Source organism: Nocardiopsis lucentensis DSM 44048 (assembly GCF_000341125.1).
GTDB lineage: Bacteria > Actinomycetota > Actinomycetes > Streptosporangiales > Streptosporangiaceae > Nocardiopsis > Nocardiopsis lucentensis.
The window spans coordinates 1-6,823 of record NZ_ANBC01000732.1 but is presented as its reverse complement, the minus strand read 5'-3'; the positions used below and the strand labels follow the sequence as shown (position 1 = coordinate 6,823).

At 69.9% G+C, this 6,823-nt stretch carries 5 protein-coding genes; all 5 read left to right on the top strand.

Going from position 1 to position 6,823, the window contains the following annotated elements; all coding sequences use genetic code 11:
- The coding region (eccCb, locus tag D471_RS0125675) for a type VII secretion protein EccCb (RefSeq protein ID WP_017601272.1) at positions 1-1,677 on the top strand (1,677 nt) is incomplete at its 5' end.
- Positions 1,678-1,914: 237 nt separating this feature from the next.
- Positions 1,915-3,063 (top strand): hypothetical protein, encoded by a 1,149-nt coding sequence (locus D471_RS0125670; protein ID WP_017601271.1) that lies wholly within the window; start codon positions 1,915-1,917, stop codon positions 3,061-3,063.
- A gap of 231 nt (positions 3,064-3,294) precedes the next feature.
- Positions 3,295-3,621, top strand: a complete 327-nt coding sequence (locus D471_RS0125665; RefSeq protein ID WP_017601270.1) for a hypothetical protein — start codon at positions 3,295-3,297, stop codon at positions 3,619-3,621.
- Between the two features lie 94 nt (positions 3,622-3,715).
- Positions 3,716-6,331, top strand: a complete 2,616-nt coding sequence (locus D471_RS0125660) for a TPR repeat region-containing protein (protein WP_017601269.1) — start codon at positions 3,716-3,718, stop codon at positions 6,329-6,331.
- Between the two features lie 46 nt (positions 6,332-6,377).
- Positions 6,378-6,823, top strand: a 446-nt coding sequence (locus D471_RS0125655) for a hypothetical protein (RefSeq protein WP_026128075.1), incomplete at its 3' end; no start/stop codon positions are given.

Genomic DNA, 6,823 nt, shown 5'->3' with positions numbered 1-6,823 from the left:
GGCCGCCCGCCGCTGCCGGAGCTGCTGACCTTCGACTCGGTGCTGGCCGACCTCGGGGAGGCCGACGACCTGGAGGGCGAGGGCACCGAGCCGGACCCGGCCGAGGCCAAGGCGGTCATCGGTCTCACCGACATCCCGCGTGAGCAGCGGGTGATCCCGGCGGAGCTGGACTTCACCGGCGGCGAGGGCAACATCGTCGTCCTGGGCGGGCCCCAGTCCGGCAAGTCGACGCTGCTGCGCACGATCATCGCCAGCCTGGCGTGGCGGTATCCGCCCGGCCGGGTCGGGGTGTACGCGATCGACTTCGGCGGCGGCGCCCTCCAGGCGATGGACGAACTGCCGCACGTCGCGGGCGTGGCGGGCCGTGCCGACCCGGAGCGGGTGCAGCGGATCCTGACCGACGTGTCGGGGCACCTGGACCGGCGCCAACGGGTGTTCCGCAAGCACAAGCTGGACTCCCCGGCGGCGCTGCGCCAGGCGCGGGCCGACGGGAAGCTGCCCGCGAGCGTGGTCGGCGACCTGTTCCTCATGATCGACGGGTGGTCGGCGGTCCGGGACTCCTTCGACGCGGCCGACGACTTCCTCATGGACATCGCGACCCGGGGTCCGTCCCTGGGCGTGCACACGATCCTGACGGGTGCGGCGTCGTCGCAGATCAGGTCCCGGCTGCAGGCGCTGTTCGGCGGGCGCTTCGAGCTGCGGCTCAGTGACCCGATGGACTCGGGGATCGGCCGCAAGGTCGCCGAGGAGATCCCGAAGGACACCCCGGGCCGCGGCCTGACCTCGGAGGAGCACCACACGCACGTGGCACTGCCGCGGGTGGACGGGGTGGCCAGCGGTGAGGACGTGACCGACGGGATCCGCGACCTGATCAAGCGGGTCCGGGAGCGCTGGCCGCAGAAGGCCGTGCAGGGCGTGCGGACGCTGCCCCAGCGGGTGGAGCTCGACGAGCTGCTCAAGGGGCGCAAGAGCGGCAAGGGCCGCATGCGCGAGCTGGTGCTCGGCATGGCGGAGAGCTCGCTCGCCCCGGCCACGACCAACCTGGACCGGGACCCGCACCTGGTGGTGTTCGGCGACCCGCAGACCGGCAAGACGACCCTGCTGCGCGGGCTGGTCAAGCAGATCGTCCAGCGCCCGGCCAAGGAGCTGGGCATCGTCATGGTCGACTTCCGGCGCTCGCACCTGGAACTGGTGCCGGAGGAGCACCTTCTGGCGTACTGCACCACGGCGGAGCAGACCAAGGCCGTCGCGGACAACCTGGCGGGGTCGCTCAAGCAGCGCCTGCCGGGTCCGGACGTGACCCCCAAGCAGCTGCGGGAGCGCAGCTGGTGGAAGGGCCTGGACCTGTACATCGTCGTGGACGACATGGACATGATCGCCTCGCGCAGCAACCCGCTCGCGCCGCTGGCGCCGTACATCCCGCAGGGCGCCGACCTGGGCCTGCACGTCATCGCGGCCCGGCGCACCGGCGGTACGGCGCGGGCGATGTTCGAGCCGGTGCTCCAGGCGCTCAGCGACATGGCGACACCCGGTCTGCTGTTCTCGGGTGACCGGATGGAGGGCCGCCTGGCCAACGGCGTGGCCTCCAAGGCGCTGCCGCAGGGCCGGGCGCAGCTGGCACTGCGCGGCAAGCGCCCCGACCTGGTGCAGGTCGGCTGGAGCGAGCCCCCGGCGTAGGGGGAAACGTGGGCGGGGCGGCCGGTGGCGGCCGCCCCGTCGGAACCGTTGCCTGGCTCGACTTCGTCCGGTGCCGCCCGGAACGGACGGCGCCCGCGAAGGCGTGATGTCGTTCCCGCCCCGTGGCCGGCTCCGGCCGCCGCGCCCGCAGCACTCCGCCGGAGGTGGAACCATAGGGGGTCCGGGTTGGTCCCACTTGTGGCAACTCCACCGTTCCCTCCCCCGAAAGGCAGATTCGTGCGGCGTTCCCTCGCCCTCATGTCGGCCGCGTGTCTGGTGGCCGTCACCGCCTGCGACACCTCGTCCACGGACTCGGACGACCCGCCGGAAACCGTGGAGGAGATCACCGAGCAGGGACTGGCCGGGCTCGCGCTGCTGCACCGCGGGTACGAGGGCGGCGACCCGGAGACCGACCAGGTCCTCGTCTTCCACGACCCCGTGACCGGTCGGCCCGTCCACGAACTCGGCCTTCCCGAGGGGGCGGTGGACCCCATGGCGTCGGACCTGCCGGTGCACTCCCAGTTCTCCGCGGACTGGCAGTTCTTCGCCTACGCGACCACCGAGCCGTCCGCGATCACCATCGCCGCGCTCGCCGACCCCGAGGACGTGGAGGGTTCCGCGGTCGCCGAGGCCACCGGCGAGGAGGGCGAGGCGCCCGCGATGATCACGTACCAGCCGGTCGAGTCGGTGACCGCCTCCTCCGGCGAGGTGGTGTCGCGACCGGTCATCCACGGCGACCGGCTCTGGTACGTCTCCGACAACGAGCAGGACGTCCAGCCGCCCCAGGTGATGTCGGTGCCGCTGGACGCACCGGGCGGCACGCCCAACCAGGAGGGCACCCTCCCTCTGGGAGAGGGCCGGCGCCCGAGCGACTGGGCGCTCACGCCCGCGGGCGAACTGCACATCCGCAACAGCGTCCCGACCCAGCAGCTGCCCGGCGCCGACGGCCGGACCCTGGTGGTCCGCCAGACCAACGGCAGCGTCGTCAACGCGTCCCTGACCACGGCCGAGGGACAGTGGCAGACCTTCGACGACGGCCTCGTGTGGGGCGGGGGCACCGCCGTGCTGGTCCACGATCCGGCCGGAGCCCAGCAGATGGCGGGCGCCTACCTGGTGGCCGTGGACGGGCAGACGCACACCGCCACCCGGATCATGGAGAACAGTGGCGGCCCGGTGCTCCAGTACGCGCCCGCGCCCGAGCGCGACGCGGTCCTGCTCCAGACGGAGGAGGCGTGGTTCCGCGTCGACCTGGAGGAGGGTGAGGTGACCGGCACGGAGGAGGCCTTCCCCCGGTTCCACGACGCCTCCATGGACGGCTACCCGCTCGTGGTCCGCTGGGCGGAGGAGCCCCCGGAGGACGAGGCCGGCGCCAGCCCGTCCAGCTGACCTCCCGCGATCGGCCCGGGCCGTGAACACCCGACGAACAGCACACTCCGGGCGCGGATAACATCTCCGAACACCTCGCGCACAACGGAACTCATCGCTACTCTCAGGCGTCTGACCCCGTGACCCAGACCCAGACCCCGGCCGTCCCGCCGCCCCCCGGCGAGGCGGTACTCGCGTGTGGAGGGCGGAACCCGTCCTCCTGGTCATCCCGCACCCACGGAGGAGATCCCCATGAGCACAGAGGCGGGCGCCAACCCGATCGAGGCGATGGAGGGCGGCGAGTACGCCGAGACCCTCGCGGCCGCCATGGCCGGGCTGGCCGACATGTTCGACCTCCTCATGGAGGACGCCGAGGCCGCCGCGGGCCACACCGACGTCGTGGCCGGGTTCCGCACGTTCAAGGAGGAGTTCGCCCAGGACCTCATCGACGTCCAGGAGCACGGCCTCTCCCTCGCGAACAACATCCAGGCGGGTGCGTCCGAGATCGCCCGGAACGACCTGGAGGGCGCCGAGGACTACAACTCCGCCTGGGATGCGCGCCTGGAGATCAACTTCTAGAACCGTCCCCGCCGTCCCGGCGGACCAGTCCCACCCCCGCCCACGCCGTGCCCCGCCCCTTCCCAGCCCTCCCCGTTCACTCCCAAGGAAGACCGTGGCCTCCTTCGATCTGGACTTCTCCCCCCGCAACGTCGACTACACGTCCCGTCCGATGTACGACTGCGCCGGAGACCTGGAAGTACTCAACTCCCGGGTGCTCGGACGCGCCGACGATCTCCAGGGCGGCTTCGACTCCGCGGCCACCCAGTTCACCGACGTCATCGGCTGGGACATCAAGAACCTCTCCGAGGAGGACCAGCAGCACTGGCGCGACGCCGCGGTCACCGTCACCTACGTCGCCTCCGTCGCGGAGATGTGGGCGGACATGATCGAGGAGTTCAAGGACGAGTGGGGCGCCCAGGTCTCCGACTGGCACAACGACCGCCGCGCCAAGGAGGGCGACGTCCCCGGCAAGTACCAGGACGCGGTGATCACCGCCACCTACCCCGAGGCCGACGGCTTCCTCTGGACGGACTGGGGCGCCGGGGACGAAGCGAAGTGCCGTGAGCTCTACGACGGGCTCAAGTCCACCCGCGACTCCCTCGTCACCCGCGAGGAGACCAACTGGCAGAAGCTCCAGGACAACGCCGCGGACATCCGCGAGATGCTCGAACAGGGCCCCACCCCCGCCAACGTCCAGCGGCTCATCGACGCGGGCAACGCCGACTGGGCGTTCTACAACCTCGACCCCGCGCGCTTCGCCCAGCTCATCGACGAGAACCTCCTCACCGACGAGAACGCGCGCGAGTGGGCCGAGGAGCTCAACGGCTACTGGAGCGGCGACAAGCCCCTGGACGAGCGCTACGAGGAGCTCATGGCCCTGATGGCCATGATCGGCACCAACGCGCGGAGGGGCCAGGAGAACGACACCCCGCTCAACTCCCGTGAGGTCGACTTCCTGGAGGAGTTCTACGGGCAGCTGGAGGAGGAGCACACCAACGGTGACGGACTCGGCCTGGGCGTTCTCGCCCTCCCCGGCCTCATGGCCGAGAGCGACATGACCGACGAGGAGCGCGAACGCGCTCTGGGCGTTCTCGGCGACGGCCTGCTCGCCCTCTCCGACCCGAACCTCGGCGGCGGCTACGACAAGCTGCCCCAGAGCTTCCGGACCGCCGTGGAGAGCTCCCTCCCCGTCGACTACGACGAGAACGGCATCCCCTACACCCCGGTCACACTGGGGGACGACCTCAAGTCCCTGTCCGCTCTCCTCGCCCACACCGACGAGGACCTGGAGGCCGGGTACGGCCTGTCCACCAACCTCCACCTGTCCATGGGGGCCTTCCTCGACAACTGGGGCGACACACCCGACCCGGACGGGATCATGCCGAGTTCCGAGCAGATGGCGGCCCTGATCGGCGTGGCCAGCCGCAACGAGGACTCCAACTACTTCATGCTCACGGGCACCCACCTCAACCCGGAGCCGGGGATCGATTACCACGACGACATGCGCGCCCAGGCTCTGGAGGGCACGCTCACCTACGAGTGGCACGACGACGGCGCCACCGCCCGCCAGCTGATCGACTGGGTGCACGAGGACCTGAACAGCGACGACCCCCTGGAGGTCAGCCGGGCCGGGCGCGCGTTCGCCGGGTTCATGGAGACCCTCACCGACCCCGACATGCACGACGCCCTCGTCAACACCGGGGTCGACGTGACCGAAGGGGAGAACGAGTACTCCGACGCGTCCTTCACCCAGTTCAACGGCGAACTCGCCGACGGTCTCGCCGACATCTTCGACGCCTACATCTACAGCTTCGCCGACAGCGACGTCCTCCAGGACAACGAGCCGGTGACGGGCGTCGGGAACTTCGAACCGGGCAGGAACTTCGTCTCCATGGGGCCCGAGGAGCGTGCCATGTACATGCAGCTGCTCATGGGCAACGACGAGACCGCCGGACGCGTGGTCAACTCGGTCGACGTCTACCAGCAGATCGAGGCCGCCGCGTACTTCGAGAGCGGGCAGGACGAGGAGACGGCACGCGGCGGGGGGCAGCTCCAGGCTCTTCTGGAGGAGGCCCTGCGCCGGGAGTCCGCCGACCGGACCGCCGACCTCGACGAGCAGATCGATCGCGAGACGCAGATCACGGAGTTCATCGTGGGCGAGGCGACCGGCCTGTCGGAGAAGATCCCGGTCATCGGCGCGGCCGTGGCGAAGGGTCTGGAACTCGGACAGGACAGCATCGTCGAGGCGATCGTCGACGGAGAGTACGAGGTCTCCCCGCGCCATCCGGACTTCTCCGGCGCCGAGTACATTGAGCGCAACTTCCGGATCGAGGCCCTCGACCACCTGTCACAGCACGACCCTGGGGCCCTCAACGACGTCATCCGCCCCGACGAGTTCCACACCCTGATCGACGGCGGCGCCCTCACCGTCTGGCAGGACGGTGTTCGGCTGACCGCGGAGGACATCGGGGAGGACTTCGTCTTCGACGACTCCGTCAGGGTCAGCGTCGAGAAGGACCCGAACGAGTGGACGGACAACGAGAACCAGGACCTCGACCGGATGGACAGCGCCATCAGCAACATCATGGACGACGTGGAGGTCACCACCAGCGACGGCCGTACCCAGCCGGGCCACCAGCGCGTGGGCGACTTCGTCGAGCAGTACAACAACTCCTACAACGACACGAACAGTGTCTTCGAAGGCCGGGAGGAGGAAGAGGAGGAGTGATGCGCGGCTGGCCACAGACCGTCGTCGACACGATCCGGAGGAACCGTTGACTCTGCACGGGGGCCGTGTACCCGCCTTCACGGCGGTCACCCTGGCCACGAGCCTGGTCCTGTCCGCCTGTTCGACCCCCGAACCCGAGACCGAGGAGGAGCCGGTCGGCGACTACGTCTCCTTCTTCTGGGTCGAACGGGAGGTCATGGTGCGCACGCTGGACCGCATGTTCACCGAGGGCGACCCAGACCAGGTCGTCGAGAACATCGGCGACAAGAGGGACAGGTTGTTCGACACCGCGATCGTCCGGGAGGACGAGGACGGATACGCCGTCGAGCTGGACAACGACGAGTGGAACACCGAGGCGGTCCACAACTCCGGGCAGATCGACGGGGCCCTCGCGGACGCCATGTACAACAACGAGGTCACCTGGTGCGGTGAACCCGTCAACGGCGAGGAGTTCGTCGATGCCTACATGGACGAACACTGGGAAACCCTGGA

What these genes read in the sequence shown, in the direction of transcription:
- D471_RS0125665 (WP_017601270.1), top strand. Translation starts at nt 3,295, where the DNA reads ATGAGCACAGAGGCGGGCGCCAACCCGATCGAGGCGATGGAGGGCGGC.